Annotated in this window: 21 protein-coding genes and 1 riboswitch; of the genes, 12 read left to right on the plus strand and 9 right to left on the minus strand. The window is 39.3% G+C overall.

Annotated elements, in window-relative coordinates:
• The first annotated feature begins 68 nt into the window (after positions 1 to 68).
• Positions 69 to 536, plus strand: a complete 468-nt coding sequence (locus tag PVK62_RS00525) for a MarR family winged helix-turn-helix transcriptional regulator (RefSeq protein ID WP_274442652.1) — start codon at positions 69 to 71, stop codon at positions 534 to 536.
• Between the two features lie 114 nt (positions 537 to 650).
• Positions 651 to 1,319, plus strand: a complete 669-nt coding sequence (locus PVK62_RS00530) for an OmpA family protein (RefSeq protein ID WP_274442653.1) — start codon at positions 651 to 653, stop codon at positions 1,317 to 1,319.
• 143 nt (positions 1,320 to 1,462) lie between these two features.
• Here the strand turns inward: PVK62_RS00530 and PVK62_RS00535 are convergent, their stop codons facing one another.
• Positions 1,463 to 1,633: a hypothetical protein gene (locus PVK62_RS00535; protein WP_122032018.1), complete on the minus strand. Its 171-nt coding sequence runs from the start codon at positions 1,631 to 1,633 to the stop codon at positions 1,463 to 1,465.
• 56 nt (positions 1,634 to 1,689) lie between these two features.
• On the opposite strand from PVK62_RS00535, the gene PVK62_RS00540 reads away from it, so the two are divergent.
• Entirely contained in the window at positions 1,690 to 2,388 is a 699-nt protein-coding gene (locus tag PVK62_RS00540) for a metal-dependent hydrolase (protein WP_274442654.1), read from the plus strand.
• Between the two features lie 75 nt (positions 2,389 to 2,463).
• On the opposite strand, the gene PVK62_RS00545 is transcribed toward PVK62_RS00540, so the two are convergent.
• A complete protein-coding gene (locus PVK62_RS00545) occupies positions 2,464 to 4,125 on the minus strand; it encodes a methyl-accepting chemotaxis protein (RefSeq protein ID WP_274442655.1) in 1,662 nt (553 codons plus the stop codon).
• A gap of 615 nt (positions 4,126 to 4,740) precedes the next feature.
• Between PVK62_RS00545 and PVK62_RS00550 the strand changes: the two genes are divergently transcribed.
• The 3 genes from PVK62_RS00550 to PVK62_RS00560 are packed head-to-tail and all read left to right on the plus strand — an operon-like array spanning position 4,741 to position 8,118.
• Complete coding sequence (locus PVK62_RS00550; RefSeq protein WP_274442657.1) at positions 4,741 to 6,855, plus strand: protein-disulfide reductase DsbD family protein; 2,115 nt, start codon at positions 4,741 to 4,743, stop codon at positions 6,853 to 6,855.
• Entirely contained in the window at positions 6,855 to 7,379 is a 525-nt protein-coding gene (locus PVK62_RS00555) for a protein disulfide oxidoreductase (protein WP_274442658.1), read from the plus strand. Before PVK62_RS00550 ends, PVK62_RS00555 begins: the two co-directional genes overlap by 1 nt.
• A 13-nt stretch (positions 7,380 to 7,392) precedes the next feature.
• Positions 7,393 to 8,118 (plus strand): DsbA family protein, encoded by a 726-nt coding sequence (locus tag PVK62_RS00560; protein WP_274442659.1) that lies wholly within the window; start codon positions 7,393 to 7,395, stop codon positions 8,116 to 8,118.
• 112 nt (positions 8,119 to 8,230) lie between these two features.
• Here the strand turns inward: PVK62_RS00560 and thiD are convergent, their stop codons facing one another.
• The 6 genes from thiD to pspA all read right to left on the minus strand — a co-directional run bounded on the left by thiD (position 8,231) and on the right by pspA (position 13,235).
• On the minus strand, positions 8,231 to 9,088 hold the full coding sequence (gene thiD, locus PVK62_RS00565) for a bifunctional hydroxymethylpyrimidine kinase/phosphomethylpyrimidine kinase (protein WP_274442660.1): 858 nt from the start codon (positions 9,086 to 9,088) through the stop codon (positions 8,231 to 8,233).
• Between the two features lie 99 nt (positions 9,089 to 9,187).
• Positions 9,188 to 9,285, minus strand: a riboswitch (TPP riboswitch).
• Positions 9,286 to 9,348: 63 nt separating this feature from the next.
• Positions 9,349 to 10,392, minus strand: coding sequence for a YcjF family protein (locus PVK62_RS00570; protein WP_274442661.1), 1,044 nt, complete (start codon positions 10,390 to 10,392; stop codon positions 9,349 to 9,351).
• On the minus strand, positions 10,389 to 11,786 hold the full coding sequence (locus PVK62_RS00575) for a YcjX family protein (RefSeq protein WP_274442662.1): 1,398 nt from the start codon (positions 11,784 to 11,786) through the stop codon (positions 10,389 to 10,391). The genes PVK62_RS00570 and PVK62_RS00575 overlap by 4 nt, the downstream gene beginning before the upstream one ends.
• A 127-nt stretch (positions 11,787 to 11,913) precedes the next feature.
• On the minus strand, positions 11,914 to 12,300 hold the full coding sequence (gene pspC, locus PVK62_RS00580) for an envelope stress response membrane protein PspC (protein ID WP_274442663.1): 387 nt from the start codon (positions 12,298 to 12,300) through the stop codon (positions 11,914 to 11,916).
• On the minus strand, positions 12,300 to 12,524 hold the full coding sequence (pspB, locus tag PVK62_RS00585; protein WP_012551815.1) for an envelope stress response membrane protein PspB: 225 nt from the start codon (positions 12,522 to 12,524) through the stop codon (positions 12,300 to 12,302). The genes pspC and pspB overlap by 1 nt, the downstream gene beginning before the upstream one ends.
• Before the next feature lie 45 nt (positions 12,525 to 12,569).
• Complete coding sequence (gene pspA / locus PVK62_RS00590) at positions 12,570 to 13,235, minus strand: phage shock protein PspA (protein ID WP_274442664.1); 666 nt, start codon at positions 13,233 to 13,235, stop codon at positions 12,570 to 12,572.
• Between the two features lie 190 nt (positions 13,236 to 13,425).
• Here pspA and pspF point away from each other — a divergent pair, with 190 nt between their 5' ends.
• From pspF to PVK62_RS00620, 6 genes are all read left to right on the plus strand, one after another.
• The gene (gene pspF, locus PVK62_RS00595; protein WP_274442665.1) at positions 13,426 to 14,442 is read left to right on the plus strand and encodes a phage shock protein operon transcriptional activator; all 1,017 of its coding nucleotides are present in this window, start codon (positions 13,426 to 13,428) and stop codon (positions 14,440 to 14,442) included.
• Positions 14,443 to 14,526: 84 nt separating this feature from the next.
• Positions 14,527 to 16,152 carry an ABC transporter substrate-binding protein gene (locus PVK62_RS00600; RefSeq protein ID WP_274442666.1) on the plus strand — a complete coding sequence of 542 codons (1,626 nt, stop codon included), beginning with the start codon at positions 14,527 to 14,529 and terminating at the stop codon, positions 16,150 to 16,152.
• Complete coding sequence (locus tag PVK62_RS00605) at positions 16,152 to 17,114, plus strand: ABC transporter permease (protein ID WP_274442667.1); 963 nt, start codon at positions 16,152 to 16,154, stop codon at positions 17,112 to 17,114. The genes PVK62_RS00600 and PVK62_RS00605 overlap by 1 nt, the downstream gene beginning before the upstream one ends.
• A complete protein-coding gene (sapC, locus tag PVK62_RS00610) occupies positions 17,101 to 17,988 on the plus strand; it encodes a putrescine export ABC transporter permease SapC (RefSeq protein WP_274442668.1) in 888 nt (295 codons plus the stop codon). The genes PVK62_RS00605 and sapC overlap by 14 nt, the downstream gene beginning before the upstream one ends.
• Entirely contained in the window at positions 17,988 to 19,001 is a 1,014-nt protein-coding gene (locus tag PVK62_RS00615; protein ID WP_274442669.1) for a peptide ABC transporter ATP-binding protein, read from the plus strand. Before sapC ends, PVK62_RS00615 begins: the two co-directional genes overlap by 1 nt.
• Positions 18,985 to 19,809 carry a peptide ABC transporter ATP-binding protein gene (locus tag PVK62_RS00620; RefSeq protein ID WP_274442670.1) on the plus strand — a complete coding sequence of 275 codons (825 nt, stop codon included), beginning with the start codon at positions 18,985 to 18,987 and terminating at the stop codon, positions 19,807 to 19,809. Before PVK62_RS00615 ends, PVK62_RS00620 begins: the two co-directional genes overlap by 17 nt.
• Positions 19,810 to 19,862: 53 nt before the next feature.
• On the opposite strand, the gene PVK62_RS00625 is transcribed toward PVK62_RS00620, so the two are convergent.
• Positions 19,863 to 21,599: a glycoside hydrolase family 36 protein gene (locus tag PVK62_RS00625; protein ID WP_443111749.1), complete on the minus strand. Its 1,737-nt coding sequence runs from the start codon at positions 21,597 to 21,599 to the stop codon at positions 19,863 to 19,865.
• Positions 21,600 to 21,767: the final 168 nt, after the last annotated feature.

Genomic DNA, 21,767 nt, shown 5'->3' on the forward strand with positions numbered 1-21,767 from the left:
GTATAAGTCGATTTAAAGGTAAAAAACAAGTATATTGCACACAATCTAGTTTTATTTTTGGTATGAATATGAATAATAACCTTGGGCTGCCAACTCAAGATGAGAGTAATTCCCCTCAGCTATTGCTTAAAAATCAAGTTTGTTTTTCTCTTTATAGTGCATCAAATGCCATGATAAGAGCTTACCGTCCACTGCTAAAGGAACTCGATCTTACTTATTCTCAGTACTTAGCAATGATGGTTATTTGGGAAAGAAATGGCATCAATGTAAAAGAGTTAGGTCAAGATCTTCACCTAGACTCAGGAACCCTAACGCCTTTATTAAAACGCCTAGAAATAAAAAAGATCATTACTCGTCAACGCAGCACTAAAGATGAGCGTATTCGACAAGTTTTTCTCACCACTAAAGGCATCCAATTAAAGGAGCAAGCACTCTCTGTCCCTAATGCTATATATTGTAAAAGCCAACTAGATATAGAAGAGCTGCAACAATTAAAACAAATCTGTGAAAAATTACTAACTAATCTAGATCAATAAATGAACCTTAAGTATTACTAGGCATTTATACTAGGTAAAGAATTTTTAAAGCATTGCATTTTGATTCTCGATGAGTAAACTGCGCGACACAGATGTATATTATTAGAGAATAAAATGAAAAAGATCACAATTGCGCTTGCCCTTCTTATTGGATTAACTGGCTGTCAAGCGACTCAACGTCAAAATGCAACCACAGGTGGTTCTGAAACTAACTCTGCAACTAAAGGAGCTCTTGCTGGTGTGCTTGCTGGCGTAGCTATCGGTCTAGCAACTGGTGATAACGCGAAAGAACGTCGTAAGAATGCATTAATTGGTGCAGCAGCTGGTGGTGCTGTGGGTGGTGGTGTTGGTTACTACTTTGACCAACAAGAAAAAGCACTACGTAATGAGCTTAAGAGCTCTGGTGTTCAAGTTGAACGTGTAGGCAAAAACGAACTTAAACTCGTAATGGACAACGGCATTGGTTTTCAATCTAGCTCATACCAATTAGATGCTAGCATCTACAACACATTAAACGGTGTTGCCCGTATCCTTGTTGAATACCCAGATACAGCTCTTCAAATTGATGGTCATACTGACAGTTCAGGTAATGCAACTAAAAACCAAACACTATCAGAGCAACGTGCTGATTCAGTACGTACCTACCTAATTAAGCAAGACGTTGCAGCTGGTCGAGTTAATGCTCGTGGTTACGGTGCTCGTTACCCAGTTTGTGATAACTCTACAAAACAAGGCCGTGCGTGTAACCGCCGTGTAGAAATTACTATCTTACCGCTTAAATAAACGTCGATAATGAAATTTACCAACGATTAACTGTATATAAACACAGTTAATTATTGGCTTTCAGTATTTACTGTTATAGAATCAAAAATCCCCCAAGATGCTAGCCATCAAGGGGGATTTTTTATTTTAGACAAACAGCTTAATTATTGAACTGCGTCTTCTATTTTATCTACCACAAGATCTTTACCATCAACGATGGTCTCTTGTACTTTCTCAAAGGCATCTGAATCCATAACATTTTGAACTTCATCGCCATAGTTCATACCAATGTAGATCCCTAACGCGATGAACAGTAATGCAAATATTTTAAACATAATCACTTATCCCAATAATTCAGCCTTCATTTTACAAAAGAATTCTTAGAAAACCTATGGCAAATTTCAGTACTCATTTAAATGTTGCCGCATTGGCATCTGGTGTGACTTCCGCTGCCCTATTATCAGCGAACCACATCGAACTTAATACCGCCTTATGGCTATGGTTTCTAGGCACAATTGGTGGCCTATTACCTGATATCGACTCTGATAACTCGACCTCTTTAGACATTATATTTAATCTATTTACTATTTGTATTGTACTACTAAGTATCCGTTATTTTACCAGTGATGCTATTAACGAAAGGCAATTTTTACTTCTCATTGGCTTACCTGTTGTGATCCATCTGTTTATCAAATTTGGTATTCGTAATGTATTTGAATGGCAGACCATTCATCGCGGGATCTGTCACTCTTTATTATTTTTGTTATTTTGTGGCTTACTCACGACGAATATTACGTGTTTTATTTTAAGTGATGACGTTAAAAGCTGGGAGCATATTGCTTGGCTTTCAGGCGCATTTGTTTTCGCTGGTGGGGTTGTTCATTTACTTTTAGATGAGATCTATAGTGTTGATCTCGCGAACGTTCGTATCAAACGCTCATTCGGCACAGCCTTAAAACTAACTGATTTTTCTAATCTACCTTTATCGGTACTATTTATTATTGCTAGCGGCACACTCTTTTGGTTTGCACCACCAATTGAATCAACAATCAGAGTATTGAGTGATTGGCGCTTCTTTAGGCTGTGGTAATAAGCCACTAGCGCAATAAAAAAGCACAAGAACTTTTCAATTCTTGTGCTTTCATCTACTCATTACTTCATGTAATTACAAAGTAAAACGTTCAACTAACTCAGATAATTCATTAGCTTTTTGGTTTAACACGATACCACCAGCGCGGTTCTGGCTCGCTAGTTCCGCTGACTCTGAGCTTTGATCTGATACAGAAACAATGCGCTCAGAAATTTCTTGGCCTACAATACTCTGCTCTTGCGTTGCCGTTGCAATTAATGAGTTCATTTCCATAATAGTATTTACTGATACTAAAATGTGACCTAATGATTCAGACGCAGCCACCGCTTTATTTACAGTCAATGTACTGAAGTTTTTGCTTGATTCCATAACCTGAACCGCAGAATCAGAGCCTGACTTTAACGCCTCAATACGTTGATGTATTTGCGCAGTGCTCTCTTGAGTACGGCTCGCTAACTTACGTACTTCATCAGCAACAACGGCAAAACCACGCCCTTGCTCACCCGCTCTTGCCGCTTCAATCGCCGCATTTAGAGCTAATAGATTAGTTTGCTCAGCAATACCTTGAATGACCGATAAAGTACTGGCAATATTTTGCACATCGCCTTCAAGCTTAGAAATAACATTACTTGCTTCATCCAGCTCTGCTGCTAATGTTTTTACTGACTCAGATGCTTCGTTAACGGTACGCATAGCAATTTGTGCATTATTATCTGCATCTTGTGCTGAATTCGCTGCTTGCTCAGCATTTGAAGATATCTCATGAGATGACGTTGTTAATTCTGTCATCGCCGTAGCAATTTGCTCCGTTTCTGAACGTTGATTAGTAACGACCGCATTCACTTGTGCTGAACGCTCTGACATATTGGTAGTTTCCGCAACAACCTCTTGGCTAACTAAAGAAACATTACTAATAATTTGATGTAATGAACTCACAAAAAGATTGAAATTCTTACTTAACTGGCTGAACTCAGGAACCGTAAAATCAGTCATACGAGCCGTTAAATCAGCATCACCAGAAGCAAATGATTTAATTGATGCGTCAAACTGTTGAATTGGAGCCATTATGCTTTTATTAATAAACGAACCAAGCGCTGCTACCACTACGATAATGATAAGAGTAAATAAAACAATAGTTTGCATACTGTCAGATAACTGCTTATTACTCAGTGCTTTCATATCATTAATAACAGCATCGACATCATCAGTATAAAAACCAGTACCAACAATTAAGTCCCACTTAGGGAAATATACGCTGTACGCCAGTTTTGGCAGAGCCACCGTTTCATTTAATTTAGGGTAATAATATGTTGTATATCCTGAATTTTTTTTTGCTGCACTAATGATATCTTGAATGAAGTAATTGCCCCTTTTATCTTGCATACTCCACATATTATTACCAATATCGCTAGTGTCACCTTGTACAATACGAACACCATTTGATTGAAAACCAAATAAATAACCAGTATCTGCAAATTTAACTAACTTTAACGATTCAAGTACTTCTTCTTTTGTATCTCCTTGTGCTTCAAGGTGTTTTAACTCTGATGATACAATATCTAAATAAGATTTAAGCTCCACTCGCTTCATTTCCATCATTTGGGTGCGAGTCATCTCTGTTTGAGCTTGATTTAATGCACTTGCTTCTTTATATGTCATCGTCATGATCAATACAGAAGTAAGTACAATCGGCAGTATTGCAAGCAAGTACAATCTTGCTTTTATTGTTAAATTCATTCTACTTATCCTAATAATTACAGCTTAACACTATCCGCCATGCAAAAATCACACCAAGACAATACACAAGATAATACGCTGTAGTTTAAATCCTGTACTTACTAAAATAATATTGCTAATTTTCTGTAGTTATCTAAAATGAATGACTTATCCACACCTATTGAGCATACCTTTTGAGATTCTCTTTACTACAATACAAGCGTCAAAAAATCGCTTCGTGGTCACTAATTTTAGTGTGTATTGTGCTATTTGTTTGTTTTTCTCAAAATCTGGGTTTATCAAAAAGCTGCCCTTTATCATCTCAACCTGACAATATTGAGCAAATCCACACTCTCAATTCAGACCAAGTTCAGAACGATGATGCTTCACAATGCAGTAGCAGTGAACAATTAGTCAATGCTCACACCATTCATCTAGATCTTGCTATCCCAATGTTTATTTTAGCCCTTCTTATTGTCGCGGCGCTCCTTAAACAGACTGGATCAACTTACTTTTTTACAGAACCGATCACCTCTTATGGTGTTCGGCGACATCTGGCGTTTTGCACCTTTCAAGAGTAACCACACCGTAAGTACTTATATCTTTATTTAATATAATTATTTTCGGAGTAAAACCGTGTTTACATTTCAACAAATTAAAGTCATCGCTCGATTTCGTTCAGCGGTGCTATTGGCATCAGCGTTACTGTTGTCCGCTTTTTCTGTATTTGCTACAGAACAACCTCTGTCTACAGGTTGGTTAACCCACCCTGACCATCCTCCAGCGCAAGTTCGTTTTATGCTAACTGGTGAAATAGATAAATCAAATAATAAAGTTCAAGGTTTATTAGAGGTAAAACTTGATGGTGAGTGGAAAACCTATTGGCGCTCACCTGGTGAAGGAGGTGTCTCTCCTGCTCTTGATTTGAGCCAATCTCAAAACCTATCTAATCTAAAATGGTTTTGGCCAACCCCTGCTTTTTATGAGCAGTCGGGGTTAATGATCCTTGGTTATAAACATAATGTTGTTTTTCCAATGGAATTAACGTTTGAAGATATCAATCAACCGTTATATTTTTCAGGAAAATTAACCCTGCCAACCTGTACCAATATCTGTGTTCTTACTGATTACGATTTAGGACTATCTCCTATCGAGCTTAATAAGCTAGAAATCGAAGCGAGCGCTCAGCACTTATTCCAGCAAGGGTTAGCTTCTGTTCCAAAACAAAGTGATTCAACAACGCTCGTTAGTGCATCATTTGATGCCGTATCACAGAAACTGCAAGTTCAACTGAATCATGATGCAGGCTGGGCAACCCCTCAAATTCTGATTGATGGCCCAGAAATAACGGATGATTACTTCTCTCAACCAATAGTAGAGATTGATGGTAGTTTAATTACTGCAACCTATCATGTTACCAATTGGTTAGGTGATACGGATTTAGTTGGTAAAACAATTTCAATTACTGCCTCTGATGAATTATTTGCCCATGAATTAACAGCAATTGTCGATGCAAAACCTCTAACCCAGATCGCAGACACTAGCATTATTACCATGATAGCTTTTGCTTTTTTAGGCGGCTTAATTCTTAATATCATGCCATGTGTGTTACCTGTATTAGGCATGAAACTCAACAGCATGGTTGCATCATCAACCTCAAGTAAACGATCTATTCGCTTGCAGTTTTTTGCTTCTGCCGCAGGGATCTTAACCTCTTTCTGGTTACTTGCGACTGGTTTGCTTATTTTAAAGTTTACAGGCAACGCCATTGGTTGGGGGATCCAGTTCCAAAGCCCTATATTCATTGGTTTTATGGTTATTATTACTGCGTTATTTACCGCCAATTTATTTGGCATATTTGAAATACAGTTATCAAGCCGTTTTTCAACCTCTATTGCAAGCAAGGGCAATAACACAACTGCTGGTCATTTTGTTCAAGGGATGTTTGCAACACTACTTGCAACTCCATGTAGTGCGCCTTTCTTAGGTACTGCGGTTGCTTTTGCGTTAGGTGCAAGCGTTGTTGAAATGTGGCTGATATTTACTTCGTTAGGACTTGGAATGGCTCTTCCTTGGTTATTGTTCGCTTTATTGCCGGGACTTGTTTCATTTATGCCAAGACCTGGTATGTGGATGAACAAGGTCAAAATCATTTTTGGTTTGATGATGCTAATAACCACACTATGGTTACTAAGTTTGCTTTCTCCCTTTCTTGGCAGCACCACTATTTGGGTTATTACTGCATTATTAATTATTTTCTTACTATATAAAGTAGGTAAAAAACACGGCAAGAATACCGTTATTGCTATCTTAGCTATTATCGTTTTCTTTAGCAGCGCATTACTGATCATTGGCAGCATGACAACAAAACATTGGGTAACACCTATTGTCGACGATATCCCTTGGCAATCTTTGGAACAACACTCTATAAATGAATATGTAGCTCAAGGGAAAACCGTCTTTGTCGATGTTACCGCCGATTGGTGTATTACCTGTAAAGCCAACAAGATAGGTGTGATTTTACAAGATCCTGTCTATTCAACACTGCATCAAGAAAACGTTATTGCGATGAAAGGAGACTGGACTCACCCAAGCGAGAAAGTGACCCATTATTTAAAAAGTCATCAACGTTTTGGGGTTCCACTTAATGTTGTTTATGGGCCAAATACCCCACAAGGGTTGCCTTTACCTGTTATTTTAACGAGTAACGATGTTATTCAAGCAATTGAATATGCAGGGAGAACAAACTAATGACAACAAAGAAGATAGCGGCAGGAAAAAAACAAAAGGCCATTCACTGGTTGAAGGAGATCATAAAGTTTACGGCCTTCATTACACTATTTTCTGTTGCGGTAGATTATTGGCGAAGCCAAGATATGCCATCAGAAATCCCACCTAAACTGTCTATTAATACGATAGGCGGGGAATGGGTTGATATTACAAAAATGAGCTATAAAGAACCTGTTCTCGTTTATTTTTGGGCAACTTGGTGTCCAGTTTGCAGCATGGTAAGTCCTAGTGTGAGTTGGTTAGCTAGCGACCATCAAGTTATTTCAGTTGCGATCACTTCTGGTGATGACTCTAGACTAGATAAGTTCATGAATTACAAAGATTACGACTTCCCTGTTATTAATGATTCTACGGGAAATATTAGTCGGGGATGGGGAGTCACTGCAACACCATCCATCGTCATCGTTAAAGACGGTGAAATATCATCAATAACAACTGGTGCAACAACTCCTATGGGATTGTGGCTGCGTTTATTTTTTGCTTAAGGTTACTATTGTCATGAAATCATTATTATTATCGGTATCAATCGCAGCAAGTTTATTTCTATCACCATTTGTCTCTGCAGAAACTCTGTCTTCTACTCAAGAAAAACAATTAGCGGAGATCTCTGGTTTACTTCGTAAAAACCCAGAAATCATTGAAGGGTTACATAGTAATTTATTACAATATATTGATAGCCAACAGTCACTAAGTAGCATCTTAACGCTGAATCATGACTATCTATACAACAACCCTAAGCACCCTTATTTAGGTGCTGAGAATCCGAAATTAACCATCATCAGTTTCACTGATTTCAACTGCCCTTACTGTAAACGTTTAGAGTCAGGTCTTGTTGATGTTTTAGAGGCATACCCAGAAATTCGAGTGGTTAATGTCTTTTTACCTTTCCAGCAACGTATGGTTCCAGGACTAAAAACCAACACGGCTTGGTACGCCTTAAATGTGTGGGAGAAAAAGCCTGAGCAGTACGCCGAAGTCCATCGCTTAATGATGGCAAAACCATCCCGTCATGACAGTAAATCGATCCTGAAAATAGCAGAATTAACAGATACACGACAGGAATTGACCCCAAATCAAGAAAAGGTAAACATGGTAGAAAAGAGTGAAAAAATCTTCACACAACTAGGACTAAGAGGAACGCCAAGTTTGATTATTGGCAATGAAATTATTCCAGGATTTATACCAACTGAAGAGTTAAAAGCCATCATTGATAAACAGCTCTAAACGCTAATTAAGATTTAGCCATAAAAATACCCCCAATACTAATGACTCACTATTGGGGGTTTCTTTTTTGTACGCTCATTAGAAATGACAGCACCAATGCGATTATTTATCCTCATGACTCTGGAGTATGTAAAGCAAAGAAGTGATTCACTGGCCCATATCCCTGACCAACATTCAATTCATCCGCATGAATAATCGCTTGAGTAATGTATTGCTTGCCTGAAGCCATGGCTGCTTGTAATTCATAGCCTTGAGCCAAATAAGATGCAATGGCTGAAGATAAAGTACAGCCTGTTCCGTGAGTATTACGGGTTTCGATACGTGCCGTTGATAAACGCTCAACTGAATCTGCACCAATAAATAAATCCGTACTATTGATACTTTCCTCTAAATGCCCTCCTTTTAGTAACACTGATTTTGCACCTAATTGACGAAGTTCACTAATTATCGCGGTCATTTCATCTTCATTTTGAGGAATTTTAACACCAATTAATGCCGCCGCTTCAGGAAGATTTGGCGTGATAACATCAGCAAGGGGAAGAAGTTCAGATTTAAGGCTTTCAATAGCAGAAGATTGTAGAAGAAGATCACCGCTGGTGGCAACCATCACGGGATCAACGACTAAGTATTGAGGTGTGTATTGTTTTATTTTTTTTGCAACAGAGTGAATGATATTAGAATCACTTAGCATTCCGACTTTAACAGCAATCACATTTAGATCAGAAAAAACGGCATCAAGTTGCTGCTCAACAAATTCACTGCTGATTGGATAAATGCCCGTCACGCCTTGCGTATTTTGAGCCGTTAATGCGGTAATCACCGAACACGCATAACTGCCGGTTGCAGAAATCGCTTTAATGTCGGCTTGGATGCCAGCACCGCCACCACTGTCAGAGCCAGCAATGGTTAATACAATTGGTGTTGTTACAGATAATGTCGATAAAAGTGCGGTAGTGTGTAACGAAGGCATACTTATTTTCCCTAACTAACGGTCAGGAAAAACAGTCACATGAGATAAAGATACCGAGTAGGTGCTATCTCATTAAAGAAATCGATCAGAGAGATCGTTTCAAGAAGACCATTAGTTCCCTACGTCAGTACTAACTGAATCAGGTTCAACGGGTTCGCTATTGCGATCTCAGCCTATTGGCTCCCCGACTAATGGCGTCATACTATCACTAATCGATTTGTAAATAGTATGCTTTTTTATGAGAATGATAACTGTATTAGTTAATTCTTATCTTGAGAACTCAATTTGGATGCTAATTGAGCAACTATCGTTTTACGCATATCAGAAAGCTTTGGTGCTTCACCCACTTGCCATGGTAATGGACGCATTAAATTCATGGTTCTTAATCCAAAACGTGCCGTTAATAAACCAATACCTAACCCCTGTGCTGCTCTGGTTGATAATTTACCAGCAAGGCCAGTAGATAGCATATCAACACCAACATCCGTCACCATTTCAGTTGCTCCTGCAAACGCCATGTTTTGCAAAACCATTTTGAACAAACGTAAGCGGCCCCAATAGCCAAGCTCTACCCCATAAACTTGAGAAACTTGTTCGATTAATCGAATATTACGCCACGCTACTAATAACATATCCACCACAGCTAATGGACTTAATGCCACCATCAATGCTGATTCACCTGCGTGTTTACTAATTAATGCTTTTGCTCGTTTATCTTGCTCTGAAACCACCATGCTGTCATACATTTCAAACACTTCAGCGTTATTATGATGCGATTCAATGCTGTTCTTCCAGCGCGTATATTCTGCCGTATTCGCCGTTGCCCCTTTCTTAGCTAACGCTTCACAAAACGGTTTTGCCTGACCAATTCCATTACCTTCAATCAACTCAGTTACTTGATGTTGAATTTCAGCTCGGTTTTTAAGTTTACGCAATGTCCATAATTCACGGCCAATAGCTGTAACTCCCATTATGGCCGCCAGACTAATTAATCCAGCCCAACCCAGCGATAAGAAATCAGCTGATTGAATGGCAGTGATCACATGATCAACACTTTGCCACACCGTTAAACCAAGGAAACCACCAATCAGAGTGTTAATGCTCCAATGGGGTTTCTTTTTAATTAATGGGGTTTCAATATCCACACCATCAAGTTCCTCTTCTTTAATTGCTTGAGGAACAAATTTAACACTCTCTTCAAATAGCTTTTGAGTTTGCAGGTTATCAAGGGTTTTAGTATCTTGCTCTTGCCCTAGATCTTGAGGAGATGCCTGAAAGATACGCTGTTTTTTAAACTCACTCATATTAATTTATCTCCTAGCAAGAACTGCATCGCCTTATCCATTCGGATGTGTTGCAGTGGCTTATCACTTTCATTCTTTAAAGGCTGAAAACTCATAAAATTAAAAGGGCTGGTTTCCCAGTAGGCTTTAGTTGGAATACGTTGCGGTACTTCACCTGGGAACATCATTAACGGCTGCTGCTCTAAATTCACGCCTGAAATTGCGGAAAACAAGTCACCGTCTTCATCTATCATTCCTGCGGTGGTGGCTTGAATAGACGCAATACTCATGCACTCCATCTTGATGCCTTCATACGCCGTTTCTTGCCATGTTTGGTGGATCATCTGTTGCAGCAAAGACACCATATTTGGGTGTTGCTCTGGTGTCACATGATCAGCCTTGGTTGCCGCAAATAGTACCTTATCAATTTTTGGCGAAAACAGACGTTTTAACATCGAACTTTTGCCATATTGAAAACTGTGCATCAGTTGATCAACCGCTTGGCGCATATCATTAAATGACTGCTCACCGGCATTTAATGGCTGTAAACAATCCACTAAGACAATTTGGCGGTCAAAATGTCTAAAATGCTCGTTATAAAACTTTTTCACCACATGTTGTTGGTAATGTTTATAGCGTTTTTTTAGTATCGAAATATTCGAATCTTTACTCGCTTTTGCTAACTCTTCTTCGGTGTATTTATGCAAAAACATGAATGGGAAAAATTGCAATACTGGTGCTCCTGCTAATTCTCCCGGCAATACGAATCGACCCGGTTGTACCCAATGTAAACCCTGAGAATCTTTGCAATCATGAAGGTATTGAGTAAATAACTCCGCAATATGACTTATGTGTTTTTCATCGACAGGCGCTAAAGGATCAAGCTTTTTCGCTTCTAGTAGCCACGCTTCTGACAGTACTTTTCTATGACCCGTAAGGTTTGATTGCTGCTGTTTAGACCACGCTAAATAATTCATATCCAAAAGAGGTAAATCTAATAACCATTCTCCCGGATAATCAACAATATCAACATATAAGGTAGCACTGTCTTGTAGATGTTTTAACAAGCTGGATTTAGGTTTGAATTTTATGGCTAAACGTAATTCACTCACATCGCGTGTTGGCTCTGGCCATGCTGGGGGTTCAGTAAGCAGTGAATCCATCCCTTCATCATATGTAAAACTAGGGATAGAAAGATTTGATTGCGGTATGCGTTTCGCACCAATCATTCGCCCTTCACGGGTCACGGATAACAAAGGCAACTTATCACTTGAAGCCGCATGTAAGCACTGATTAACCAAAGAAGTAATAAACGCCGTTTTACCTGCGCGCGATAGCCCTGTAACCGCCAATTTGACGTGACGGTCCATACTACGACTGACGAATTTATTAATTTCTTTGGTTAATCTACTCATTTTTCATCTCGCTTTTTGTTCTATACCAAACTAAATAAGTATTACTACTGACTACAAACAACAAATGGAGTGTACAGAACTGAATCTGAACACCCCATGAACAAAGTATTAATCAATGGCTACTTAGTTAAAGATCACGAAACTCACGACGGACTTTATATTCAGAAGACGTTACATAGCCTTCCATTTGTCGAATTTTCGCTTCCATTCTCGCCATGTCTTTATCAACTCGTTTAATCACTTCCGATGGCGATTGACCCGCTTGCCATGGCTTACTTTTTACAGTGTGTTCACGCTTCTCTTCTGTTCGATAGTACATTTCAACCGGTGCTTTATCTAAAAACAACATGGCTGCAAAGTACGCCAGCATAACAAGAAAGCCCGCACTGAATAACGCGGCAGACACCACTAAGATACGTACTATCCACGGTTCAATACCAAAGTACTGAGCGATACCTGCACAGACACCGCCAATTTTTCCGTTTCGAGTATCTCTATACAGTTCTTTTGACATTAGCGCTCCCTCCAACTCGGGGATTCTGCATCCAGAATTTTCTCTAATGTTTCGACACGACGTTGCATTTTATCCGCACGTTCTGTCATTGTTTTTAATAACTGCGTATCTTCATGCGACAAACCTTGCGCTGTTTTCCCTTTACTTCGGTAATGTAAAAACAGCCATAACGGTGCAACAAAAATAAAAAATATAACCAATGGGAAAGCAAAAAAGCCGCTCATTGTTTTCTCCTTAGTAATTCAAATTCGACCAATTCTTGTAATCTATTATGCGTCTTTCTTCATTTGTTCTTTTAGACGCTCTAATTCTTTTTCAATTTCATCTTGCGCTTGCAGCTCTGCAAATTCTTGCTCTAGTGAGTTTGCTTTACCCATTGAGTAAGTGTCTGCCTTTGCATCCAATTCGTCAATACGGCGCTCATATTGTTCAAACTTTGCCATTGCACGTTCTGTTTTTCCTGAATGTGTATGGGCTTTAATATCATTACGATGCTGCGCCGCTTGTTGACGGATCACTAATGCTTGTTGACGTGCACGTGTTTCTGTCAATTTAGTCTCTAACTCAGTTAATTCTGCGCTTAACTTCTCAATGCTTTCTTCTACCAGAATAAATTCTGTTTTTAAGCTCGAAAGTACATCTTGAACTTTCTGTTTTTCTATCAGAGCTGAACGCGCTAAATCTTCGCGTTGTTTAATCAAAGCTAAACTTGCTTTTTCTTGCCAATCGGTAACTTGTGCTTCAATTGATCCAATTTTACGTGTCAGCTCTTTTTTATCTGCGATTGCTTTTGCTGATGCCGTACGAACCTCAACTAATGTGTCTTCCATCTCTTGAATGATTAAACGGATCATTTTTTCTGGATTTTCGGCTTTATCCAGTAAAGACGTTACATTGGCATTAACGATGTCTGCAAAGCGTGAAAAAATACCCATAATTTATTCCTCTCAATTAATATCAATCTAGATAACTATTTTTAAATCTACTATGACTATTACACAATGCATGCCAAGTTTTCACTTATTAAAAATCAATAACTTACATAAAATCGACGCGTTGATAATTTTAGGCTATGATTAAAATGACCACTATTTAGTTATATTGACCAAAAATCGAGGGTGATACATGAGAAAAGACTGTTTAATTGGAGAATCAGATGCGTTTTTATCTACGTTAGATCATGCTTCACAATTAGCGACAATAGATAGGCCAATTCTAATTCTTGGTGAGCGCGGTACGGGTAAAGAGTTAATAGCCCAGCGACTTCACTTTCTGTCAAAGCGATGGGATGAGCCACTAGTGAGTTTAAACTGCGCGGCTTTAAGTTCTGGCACGTTAGATTCGGAGCTTTTTGGCCATGACGCAGGCTCATTTACAGGAGCAAAGCAACGTCATCAAGGCAGATTCGAACGCGCTAATGGTGGCTCACTCTTTCTAGATGAGCTTGGAACCGCACCTTTAACCGTACAAGAAAAGCTGCTTCGTGTGATTGAATATGGTGAATATGAACGCGTTGGCGGATCTCACACCTTAAAGGCAGACGTTCGCCTGATTTGCGCGACCAACCAAAACCCGCAAGACTTAGTAGTAGAAAAAAAATTCAGAGCGGATTTACTTGATAGGTTGTCTTTTGATGTCATTCACCTACCACCATTACGATATCGCGAGCAAGACGTGCTGTTACTTGCTGAGCATTTTGCGATAAAAATGTGCCAAGAAATGAATTTGAGATATTTTGCTGGGTTTTCTTATTATGCACAGCAGCAAATTTTAGATTATGACTGGCCAGGTAACGTGCGTGAATTAAGAAACTGCATCGAGCGTGCTGTATTTAAACATAACCATGAAGAAGCGCAAATAGAGTCCATTCAGCTCAATCCTTTTCTTTCTCCATGGGAAGACTCTCAGTTAACGTCTTCTCCTTCAGCTATACTCAATGCTCAAAAAAGAGAAGAACAAGCTATATCGCTACCATTGAATTTAAAACAATTTCAGATAGAGCAAGAGAAAGCACTACTTGAACAAGCGCTATTAAAATCACAGCATCATCAACGAAAAGCCGCTGAAGAATTAGGCATTACTTACCATCAATTTCGTGGATTATTGAAAAAGCACCAACTCTTGACCACAATCAAGGGATAATCTTAGATATTTAAGTGCAGAACCAGTCACTTGGGTATAAAATGACAGGTTCATTAATTAAAATTGATAAAAGCTGCGGTTATTATGAAAATTATTGCGCGCATACTCATAGCGGCTACAGGGTTATTTGGCCTTGTTGGTTGTTATGATGCGGGGATTAAACAAACAATTCATGAAACAGGATTCATTTACTGTGAGTCAGGAAATCTGGATGCTTTTAATCCACAAATTTCTGATGAAAACAGTATTCTTGAAGCCATTAGCGCTCAAATTTATGATCGCTTGCTTATTATTGACCCGATAACACAAAAACCGTCTTCTAATTTGGCAAGCGATTGGCAGGTTGATGAGACGGGCACGGTTTATACCTTTACTTTACAACCCAATGTTGCCTTCCATACCACTGATTTATTTACGCCTACACGTTTTCTTAGCGCAAATGATGTTGTCTTTAGTTTTAATCGTATTTTAAATCCTGAAAACTCATTCCATAATGTCAATTCAGGGCACTACCCATGGTTTGATAGCATCAATTTTTCTCACATGGTTACCGCAGTTAAAGCCATCAATCCACATCAAATTCAGTTTACCCTTTCTTCACCTGATAACACCTTTTTATCTTCTTTAGCGGCCTCTTATGCCGTCATTCACTCAGAAGAATATGCTCAGCAACTCGCTGCATCTGATGAGAAAAATCTGATTGATTTTCTCCCGGTTGGTACTGGCCCTTTTAAGTTATCTCAATTTCAACAAAATGAAATGGTTCGCTTGAAACGACATGATGATTATTGGCAAGGCAAAGCTAAGATGTCACAAGTTGTCTTTGATATATCAAGCCGAGGCACTGGTTCGTTAGCAAAACTGCTGCGTCAAGAATGTGATGTGGTGGTAAATCCGATATCGAGTCAGCTGCCTATTATTATCGAAAATGATGAACTGACGTTGTATTCACAAACGGCGACCAATGTTGCCTTTATTGCTATCAATACTCAAAATCCATTATTACAAGATCAGCGCGTTCGTAAGGCGCTCAATTTTGCTATCGATCGTTCAAGCTTAATTAACTCGGTCTACTATAATTCAGGTATTGAAGCGGAATCGATCCTACCTCCCGCTTCTTGGGCTTATGGCGATGACAGCTCTTTTATTCGCTATGACTTAAATTATGCCAAAGGTTTATTACGCGAAGCCGGGATAAAAGAGAATATTGAACTCTCTATGTGGGTACCTCTTGATAATAATTCTTATAATCCAAGCCCTAAAAAATCGGCTGAAATCATTCAAAGCGATTTTGCGAAAATTGGAATTAGACTCAAGCTCATTACCAGTGATCTTTTAAGCCGCAATGAACTGGCAGAAAACAATATCGATTTAGTGTTAACTGGCTGGAATGCGAACAGTTCAGATCCAGATACTATGCTAAGGCCATTACTTTCTTGTAATGCAAAACAAGCGGAGTTTGGTCTTGCAAACTGGTGTAATGAAGAATTTGATTTCTTGCTTGATTTAGCCAAAGAGACAAATCAGCCACGCTATCGTATTAATTTATATCGTCAAATTCAAAATTTATTGAGTGAAGAGATGCCTATCATACCACTCGCACATGGCGTGAAATATCAAGCTAATCAGTCATCATTAAAAGGGTTTACGTTAAGCCCATTTAATACGTATCCATTTCATCGTGTTGTTAGAGTTAAGGAGGGGAAATAATGTGGATTTATACTATTCGACGATTTAATTTATTCATTGTTACGTTATTAATTCTGACATTAATTGGTTTTAATATTTTACGCCTAGACGAAACATCCGCTTGGTCGCAAACCTCTTTTTTTTCTGGGTGGATAACCTATTTAGGCCAATTAGCCAACGGTAATTTAGGGGTTAACCAGTATGGTGTGAACATGTTGGATGAGATCCTTCGTGTTTTCCCTGCTACCATCGAGCTGTGCTTCTTTGCCTTTTTCATCGCATTAATCATTGGAACCCCTGTTGGTACCATTGCAGGTATCCGTCAAGGCAAACCTACGGATACACTTATTTCATCGATTGCACTACTCGGCTATTCTATGCCTTTATTTTGGATCGCTTTAGTCGTGTTGATGTTTTTTAGTCTAAAGTTAGGGATTACCCCTGTTTCTGGTCGTTATAGCTTGCTGTATGAGTTTGATACAAAAACTGGATTTGCATTCATTGATGTATTGGCTTCTAAATCACCTTATCGTGCTGAAATGCTTGAAAATATTATCCAACATCTCATTCTACCAACCTTGGTACTGTCCATTGCACCGATGACTGAAGTAATTCGTTTAATGCGTTCTTCCGTTTCAACGGTGATCACTAAAAACTACATTAAAGTCGCCCATACTAAGGGCTTATCTAAATTTGAAATCATGGTCAAACACATTATTCGTAACGCATTACCGCCAATTATTCCTAAATTAGGTATCCAACTCTCTGGTTTATTCACTGCCGCGATTTTAACTGAGTCTATTTTTAACTGGCCAGGAGTTGGTCGCTGGTTATTAGATGCCATCATTAAACATGATTTTGTTGCTGTTCAAGCTGGGGTAATTACCGTTGCTTCATTTATTTTACTCGCTAATATTTTATCGGATTTATTGGGTGCTTCAGTAAACCCATTAGTAAGGAAAGAGTTCTATGCTCTCAAATAGTGTTTATCAAGAAGAACATATTCCGACTCAAATGGAACGTTTTTGGTTGAATTTTCGATCCAACTCTTTAGCTATGTTCGGGTTCTGGTGTTTATTACTGATCATTATTATCACCATCACCTCGCCTTGGCTGAGCCCATATGATCCACAATGGCAATCTGATAATTTACTGATGCCTCCATCATGGAGCTCTGAGGGTGATGTCGCTTTTTTCTTAGGCACTGATGATTTAGGCCGCGATATTCTTTCTCGTTTGCTAATGGGATCACAATTAACTTTTGGCAATGCCCTGCTTGTCGCCCTATTGTCCGGCTTTGTCGGTTGTATTATTGGTATTTTTGCAGGCATGACTCAAGGTCTATTATCCAGTATATTAAATCACTTATTAGATACTATCTTATCTATCCCATCGCTTCTTCTCGCTATTATTTTCGTCGCTTTTTTAGGCTTTGGCGAATTTACTATTCTACTGGCTATCTGGCTAGCACTAATCCCACGCTTCATTCGTGCTGTATACACCGCAGTACATAATGAGATGGAGAAAGCTTATATCCTTGCCGCTCGTTTAGATGGCGCAAATAACTTCTATTTATTATGGAACTCTGTTCTACCGAATATTTTAAGTATTATTGTTGCGGAGATGACATTAGCCATTTCTGTCGCGATTTTAGACATTACTGCATTAGGCTTTCTTGGATTAGGTGCACAGGCGCCTAGCTCTGAGTGGGGGGTAATTTTGGGTGACTCTATTGAATTAATTTATACCGCTCCATGGACAGTCACGTTACCAGGTATCGTTATTACCTTTACGGTTATTATCATTAACTTAGTTGGTGATGGTATTCAGCGTGCATTAAATGCGGGGACAGAGTAATGCCTTTATTAGATATTCGTCATTTAACTATCGAACTTGAAACTCCACAAGGAATGGTAAAGGCCGTAGACCGTATGAGTTTAACCCTGAATGAAGGAGAGATCCGTGGCCTTGTGGGTGAATCAGGTTCTGGCAAGTCTCTTGTCGCTAAAGCAATTTTAGGCATCACCAAAGATAACTGGAAGATCAGTGCTGATAGAATGCGATTAGGCAATATTGACCTTTTAGCACTATCACCAAAAGAGCGCCGCCGAGTGATTGGACGTGAAATGGCGATGATCTTCCAAGAACCGTCGACCTGTCTCGATCCATCAGAGCACGTGGGTAACCAATTAAAAGAAGCGATACCATCAAAATACTTTACTGGTCGTTGGTGGCAGCGTTGGAATTGGCGTACGAAAGGCGCTATTGCCCTACTCCATAAAGTGGGTATCAAAGATCATAAGCGCATAATGAAATGCTATCCATATGAGTTAACGGATGGTGAATGTCAAAAAGTAATGATCGCTATGGCTATTGCCAATAAGCCTCGTATCTTAATTGCTGATGAACCAACCGATGAATTGGATGCTGTGACCCAGTCACAAATATTCCGTCTATTAAGCCGGATGAATCAAGTCAATAACACCACGATTCTGTTGATCAGCCATGACTTAATCACCTTAACGCAGTGGGTAGATAGAATTACCGTAATGTACTGCGGCCAATCGGTTGAGTCTGCTTGTCGTAAGGATATTTTGGAGGCGCCAAAACATCCTTATACCAATGCACTTCTGCGAGCCATGCCTGATTTTGGTAAAGATGGGATCCCCCATAAAGCGAAATTAGAATCTCTGCCAGGGACGATTCCACCCTTGCAACATTTACCAATTGGCTGTCGTTTAGGGCCACGTTGTCCTTACGCTCAACGTAAATGTGTTCAGGTGCCTGAAGGTAGAAAAGTGAAAGATCACAAATTTAGTTGTCATTTCCCATTAAATGTTGAGGAGAAGAAAAATGACTGCGCTTCTTGAAGTAACGGATCTTAAAAAAGATTATGTCTTTCGCACAGGACTGTTTCGTAAACAAATTAAAGAGGCGGTAAAGCCAGTTAGTTTTTCTTTAGAAGCGGGCCAAACAATAGGTTTTATCGGCGCTAATGGCTCAGGAAAATCAACCTTAGCAAGAATGCTAGCAGGCGTAGTTGAACCGACCTCTGGTATCATTAAAGTTAATGGCGAGATCCTTGATTACAAAGATTTTAAAACGCGCTGTAAGCTTATTCGTATGATCTTTCAAGATCCAAACTCTTCGCTAAATCCGAGAATTCAGATTGGCCGCATCTTAGAAGGCCCGCTAAAAAGAAACACGAATATGCCGCCAGAAGCGAGAGAGCGTCGAGTAAAAGATACTCTACAACGTGTCGGTTTATTACCTGAACACGCTTATTTCTACCCACAAATGCTGGCAACTGGTCAAAAACAACGAGTCTGTTTGGCTCGTGCTTTGATCTTACAACCATCAATTATCGTCGCAGATGAAGCATTGAGTGGTTTGGATATGGCAATGCGTTCTCAGATCATTAACTTGTTCTTAGAACTTCAGCAAGAGATGGCTATTTCCTTCATTTATGTGTCACAACATATCGGTGTGGTAAAACATATTACCGATAAAGTGATGGTAATGCATGAGGGTGAAGTGGTAGAAAAAGGGCCAACTCAGGAAGTCTTTGCTAGCCCACAGCACTCTATCACCCAACGTTTGCTAGCCAGCCACTTTGATGCTCCAACGCATGATAGAAAGCAACGTATTAGTGCTGCGACACCTAAGATTGAGTGTTAGAAGCTAAATAATTCCCCCCACCTTTATTTTGTATAAGATAGGGGGAATTTATATTAAATTGATACCAAAATTGCGCGACTGCTTAAGCCATTCTCCAATGTAAGCAATAACATTTGTGATGGCTCTTCATTTAATGCTTCTCCCGTCCAAAAATCACGCCAAATTGAAGGCTGATCAGCAACCAATGCGTGCTCTATTGGCGCATCTTCATAATTAAAGAGACAGTGAAGTTCATGTTGATGATTAAGTCTTAATGTACAGTGGTTGTTTGATAACGATTTAAACTGAGCTGAATCTTGTGTTAAGCGATGGCGTGAAAGTAAATTCTTCCATGTCTTTTTTGCAAAGCTATTCAACTCTAATAATGGATCACCAGATAGTGTCAATCCACCAGATGCAAGAATGACATTACGATGAAACTCATAATATTTTCGCTCGGTGCCTTGATTCGATAATGATGTCAAAGTTACGCAATCAGGATCTATTTGCCATAGCTTACGGTGTTGCCAACTACGGTAAAATGTCTCTTTTGCAATTTGTTCAAATCGTTCTGGATTTCGATCTACATCATCCGATACTCGCATTGCATCAACCAAGCCTAAAGAAGGCCACATTGGTGCATTGCAACCAAGAATTAGAGCCTCGCCTGCCCCGTTGATAATAGCCTGCATACCTAAACGATACGCTTCTACTCCAGTAATACCAGACTGAACTCTATGACCCTTTAAGCAGCCAAAAAAATTAGCATCCAGTTTAAAAAGTTCAACGCCCCACTCTTCTCTCATGGTACGGATAACGTCGGTAAGGTGTACCTGAACCTCTTGTTTAGAGGTGTCAAGAATATACCAAGGCGTGCAGCGCCAACCTCCATAAGTGATATCTTCTGCTTTTAATAACTCGCCGTTTTCATGACGTACGAACCAATCTGGGTGATTTTTAAAAACTTCTGATTCAGGTTGAGCAATAAACGGAGCAATCCAAATTGCAGGCTTCTTGCCTCTACTTTTAATTTCCGCCAATACGTTTTCAATGCCATTAGGGAATTTATTTGACGGCGTTAACCAATCTCCCATGTATGCTTGATAACCATCATCAAGCAAAACCCATTCAAGCTCTGGCTGCTCGTTGCACATTACTTCAAGGTTATCTAAAACATTTTGCTCTGTAACATCAGAATAATAGGCATACCACGAACACCAACCAACAGGGGCATTTTTCTTTACACCAGGTCGAATTGGGTGCTGCTGTTGTACTTTAACTGCATACAGTTCATAAAGCTCAGCCAATGAGTTCGCTTTCACGACCGTCATCGCTTCCATTTGGTTACTTGCCCAATCTTGTGGTTTAGTATCTTCACCATCTAGAAAAGCCATTACATTCCTGACACCTTGATGTTGATGAATTTCAAAATATCCTGCAAAACGATGGCATGAGGTAAATCCAAATAGAGTAAAACCATCTGATTGCTCAACAACCAAATAATTATAAAACCGTTTTTTCGCTTTTTCTGAATACAAGCGATAACTGGCACTATTATCAGGACAGCGTCCAATATCTTGTGGTGAGTCAACTTGCCCTGCGGTTTGAGCGAGCATTTGAAAACCATCACCTAAGATCTTAGCATCATGTTCTAATTGTGTAGGCAGTTGTAGAACAGGGTAGTGACTATCAATAGGAGAGTTATGGATACCAGCGAAACGCATAGTGATTTGATCATCTTGCATTTCATAAACTAAATCGGTTTGAACAGGAATCGTTTCTTGTCCGCATAAGAAAAATAATGGATTCATCATGAACTTCCTATTGCTGATTTCTATACGAAATTAAACAGCTAACTATGTAATTTACATAGAATACTACGATTAAGAATACAAGCAATAGCCACGAGTAAGGGACGGGAGATCTGAGGGAATAAAAAGAGACTTAGCAAAAATTAAACGTACAAAAAACAAACTCAA

This window comes from Aliivibrio sp. S3MY1 (assembly GCF_028765575.1).
Taxonomy (GTDB): Bacteria; Pseudomonadota; Gammaproteobacteria; order Enterobacterales; family Vibrionaceae; genus Aliivibrio.

What these genes read in the sequence shown, in the direction of transcription:
- PVK62_RS00525 (WP_274442652.1), top strand. Translation starts at nt 69, where the DNA reads ATGAATAATAACCTTGGGCTGCCAACTCAAGATGAGAGTAATTCCCCT.
- PVK62_RS00530 (WP_274442653.1), top strand. Translation starts at nt 651, where the DNA reads ATGAAAAAGATCACAATTGCGCTTGCCCTTCTTATTGGATTAACTGGC.
- PVK62_RS00535 (WP_122032018.1), bottom strand. Translation starts at nt 1,633, where the DNA reads ATGTTTAAAATATTTGCATTACTGTTCATCGCGTTAGGGATCTACATT.
- PVK62_RS00540 (WP_274442654.1), top strand. Translation starts at nt 1,690, where the DNA reads ATGGCAAATTTCAGTACTCATTTAAATGTTGCCGCATTGGCATCTGGT.
- PVK62_RS00545 (WP_274442655.1), bottom strand. Translation starts at nt 4,125, where the DNA reads ATGAATTTAACAATAAAAGCAAGATTGTACTTGCTTGCAATACTGCCG.
- PVK62_RS00555 (WP_274442658.1), top strand. Translation starts at nt 6,855, where the DNA reads ATGACAACAAAGAAGATAGCGGCAGGAAAAAAACAAAAGGCCATTCAC.
- PVK62_RS00560 (WP_274442659.1), top strand. Translation starts at nt 7,393, where the DNA reads ATGAAATCATTATTATTATCGGTATCAATCGCAGCAAGTTTATTTCTA.
- thiD (WP_274442660.1), bottom strand. Translation starts at nt 9,088, where the DNA reads ATGCCTTCGTTACACACTACCGCACTTTTATCGACATTATCTGTAACA.
- PVK62_RS00570 (WP_274442661.1), bottom strand. Translation starts at nt 10,392, where the DNA reads ATGAGTGAGTTTAAAAAACAGCGTATCTTTCAGGCATCTCCTCAAGAT.
- PVK62_RS00575 (WP_274442662.1), bottom strand. Translation starts at nt 11,786, where the DNA reads ATGAGTAGATTAACCAAAGAAATTAATAAATTCGTCAGTCGTAGTATG.
- pspC (WP_274442663.1), bottom strand. Translation starts at nt 12,300, where the DNA reads ATGTCAAAAGAACTGTATAGAGATACTCGAAACGGAAAAATTGGCGGT.
- pspB (WP_012551815.1), bottom strand. Translation starts at nt 12,524, where the DNA reads ATGAGCGGCTTTTTTGCTTTCCCATTGGTTATATTTTTTATTTTTGTT.
- pspA (WP_274442664.1), bottom strand. Translation starts at nt 13,235, where the DNA reads ATGGGTATTTTTTCACGCTTTGCAGACATCGTTAATGCCAATGTAACG.
- pspF (WP_274442665.1), top strand. Translation starts at nt 13,426, where the DNA reads ATGAGAAAAGACTGTTTAATTGGAGAATCAGATGCGTTTTTATCTACG.
- PVK62_RS00600 (WP_274442666.1), top strand. Translation starts at nt 14,527, where the DNA reads ATGAAAATTATTGCGCGCATACTCATAGCGGCTACAGGGTTATTTGGC.
- PVK62_RS00605 (WP_274442667.1), top strand. Translation starts at nt 16,152, where the DNA reads ATGTGGATTTATACTATTCGACGATTTAATTTATTCATTGTTACGTTA.
- sapC (WP_274442668.1), top strand. Translation starts at nt 17,101, where the DNA reads ATGCTCTCAAATAGTGTTTATCAAGAAGAACATATTCCGACTCAAATG.
- PVK62_RS00615 (WP_274442669.1), top strand. Translation starts at nt 17,988, where the DNA reads ATGCCTTTATTAGATATTCGTCATTTAACTATCGAACTTGAAACTCCA.
- PVK62_RS00620 (WP_274442670.1), top strand. Translation starts at nt 18,985, where the DNA reads ATGACTGCGCTTCTTGAAGTAACGGATCTTAAAAAAGATTATGTCTTT.
- PVK62_RS00625 (WP_443111749.1), bottom strand. Translation starts at nt 21,599, where the DNA reads ATGAATCCATTATTTTTCTTATGCGGACAAGAAACGATTCCTGTTCAA.